The organism is Roseomonas rosulenta (assembly GCF_016106005.1).
Taxonomy (GTDB): domain Bacteria; phylum Pseudomonadota; class Alphaproteobacteria; order Acetobacterales; family Acetobacteraceae; genus Neoroseomonas; species Neoroseomonas rosulenta.
Genome location: NZ_JACADR010000448.1, coordinates 1 through 2,296 on the forward strand (window position 1 = coordinate 1; position 2,296 = coordinate 2,296).

Consider the following 2,296-nt stretch of genomic DNA (forward strand, 5'->3'; position numbering starts at 1 on the left):
CCGCGCCAGCGTTGGGTCGCTGCGCCGCGGCAGCGCCAGCGGTGCGGCCACCGCCTGCAGATACACCGCCCCCGTCATCGCCGCGCCCAGCGCAAGCGCGGGCACGCGCAGGCGCAGCCAGCCCCGCGCGCGCAGCAAGGCCGCGGCGGCGATGGCCGCCGCAGGATAGAGCACCGCCGGCCAGTTCCCCTGCACACGGCTGCCCATGGCCTGCCACAGGAACAGCGCCGCGCCCGGCAGCACCAGCGCCGCCAGCAGCAGCGCCGCCGGATCCCGCCCGCGCCACCAGGCCAGCACCGCCGCGCCCGCCCCCGCCACACAGAGCACGAAGACCAGCGGTGTCGCCAGCGCCGCCTGCCCGCCGATCAACTCGCCGAGGAAGCGCAGGTCCAGCCCGCCCTCGCCTGCCCGCCCGCCCTGCTTCGCGAAGGAGGCCCAGCCCTGCGCGGCGTTCCAGGCCACCACCGGCGCGAAGGCGAGCAGCGCGATGGCGCCGCCTGCCCAGATCTGCCAGCGCGCCAGCCAGCGCCGCATCGCCGGGTCGATCGCCAGCCACAGCACCATGCCCGCACCGAACAGAGCGGCGGTGTACTTGCTGGCCAGCGCCAGCCCGGCACAGGCGCCGACCGCGAGCCACCAGCCGCCCGCCCCGGTGCGATGCAGCCGCGCCGTGGCCCATAGCGCCGCCGTCCAGAAGAACAGCAGCGGCGTGTCGGGCGTCATGGTCACGCCGCCGAGCCCCGCCAGCAGCGTCGCGTTCAGCAGCGCCGCCGCCCAGGGGCCGGCGTTGCGGCCGGGGAACAGGTCCTCCGCCGCGCGCGCCAGCAGGATGGACCCGAGCGCCATCGACAGCGGCGCCAGCAGCCGGACGCCGAGCGGGGTCTCGCCCGCGATCGCCGTCCCGGCCGCGATGAACAGCGCTACCATCGGCGGATGATCGAGGTAGCCCGCCTGCAGGCTGCGCGACCAGACCCAGTAGTAGGCCTCGTCGGGTGCCAGCGGCAGGATCGCCGCCAGCGCCAGCCGCAGCGCCGTGACCGCGGCCAGCGCCGCGACCCAGCCCATCAGCGCGCCCGCCACACCAGCGTCGAGGAGACCGCGTAGTTCCACACCACCGTCAGCAGCGCACCCGCCGCTCCCGCCAGGCCCCAGCCCAGCAGGTCGTCGCGCACCAGCAGCCCGGCGACGCCGACATTGGCCGCGGCGCCGATGCCGCAGACCACGTAGAACAGCACCAGCCCGCGCAGCAGCGCCGGCCCGCGCAGCCGCCGGTCGCGATAGGTGATGCGGTTGTTCAGCAGGAAATTCGCCGTCATGGCGACGAAGGTCGCAGCCCATTGCGCCGGGGCGAAACCGAGCGGCCCGATCCCGTGCAGCAGCCCGAGCACCGCCAGGTGCACCAGCACGCCGATGCCCCCCACCAGCGCGAAGGCCATGAAGCGCAGCGGCACCATCCCGCCCAGCGTCTTGTCCGCCAGCAGCCCGGCGAATTCCAGCAGCACCCCGGCGTCGAGCTTGCTCTCGCCCGCTTCCCGCGCGCGGAAGGCATAGGGCACTTCCGCCACCCGCAGCGGACGTCCGGCCGAGAGCAGTACATCCAGCAGGATCTTGAAGCCGGTGCCGGTCAGCCGCGGCGCGACCTCCTCGAACAGGGCGCGCGGCAGGGCGAAGAAGCCGCTCATCGGGTCGCTCACGCGCACCGGCAGGGCGGCATTGGCCAGCGCCGCGCCGCCATCCGAGACCATGCGCCGCAGCGGCGACAGCCCCTCGCCCTTGGTGCCGCCCTCGATGTTGCGGCTGCCGATCGCGACCTCCGCCTCGCCGGAGGCGAGTGCGGCCAACATGCGCGGCAGGATGGTCTCGTCGTGCTGCAGGTCGCCGTCGATCACCGCGACATAGGGGGCGGAGGTGGACAGGATCCCCTCGATGCAAGCCGAGGCCAGCCCGCGCCGCCCGATGCGCCGGATGCAGCGCACCCGCGGGTCGGTCGCCGCAATGGCGCGCGCCCGGGTGGTCGTGCCGTCCGGGCTGTCGTCATCGACGAAAATCGCCTCCCAGGCGATGCCGGCGAGTGCGGCATCGAGCCGCGCCACCATGGGCGCGACGTTGGCGGCCTCGTTGTAGCAGGGGATCACCACGGCGAGTCGTGGCGGGGCGGGCTCCGTCATGGCAGCGCTTCCTGCTCTCCCCGGCGCGGCGTGGCAAGCGTCGTGTCGGGCGGGTCGTGTCCCGGTTCGCTCGCGACCGCGGCGGCCGGCCGCGGCGCCCGCGGCGCGGCCGGCACGCCGGGGTCAGG

The 2,296-nt window shown here is 75.0% G+C and carries 2 protein-coding genes; both read right to left on the reverse strand.

Annotation, left to right across the window (positions count from 1 at the left end; translation table 11 throughout):
• Positions 1-1,110, reverse strand: a 1,110-nt coding sequence (locus HW578_RS25640; RefSeq protein WP_369407980.1) for a glycosyltransferase family 39 protein, incomplete at its 3' end; no start/stop codon positions are given.
• Positions 1,065-2,168, reverse strand: coding sequence for a glycosyltransferase (locus HW578_RS25645; RefSeq protein WP_198373542.1), 1,104 nt, complete (start codon positions 2,166-2,168; stop codon positions 1,065-1,067). The genes HW578_RS25645 and HW578_RS25640, both read right to left, overlap by 46 nt.
• Between the last annotated feature and the right edge of the window lie 128 nt (positions 2,169-2,296).

Coding starts and splice junctions, on each gene's coding strand:
- HW578_RS25645 (WP_198373542.1), bottom strand. CDS start 2,168: ATGACGGAGCCCGCCCCGCCACGACTCGCCGTGGTGATCCCCTGCTAC.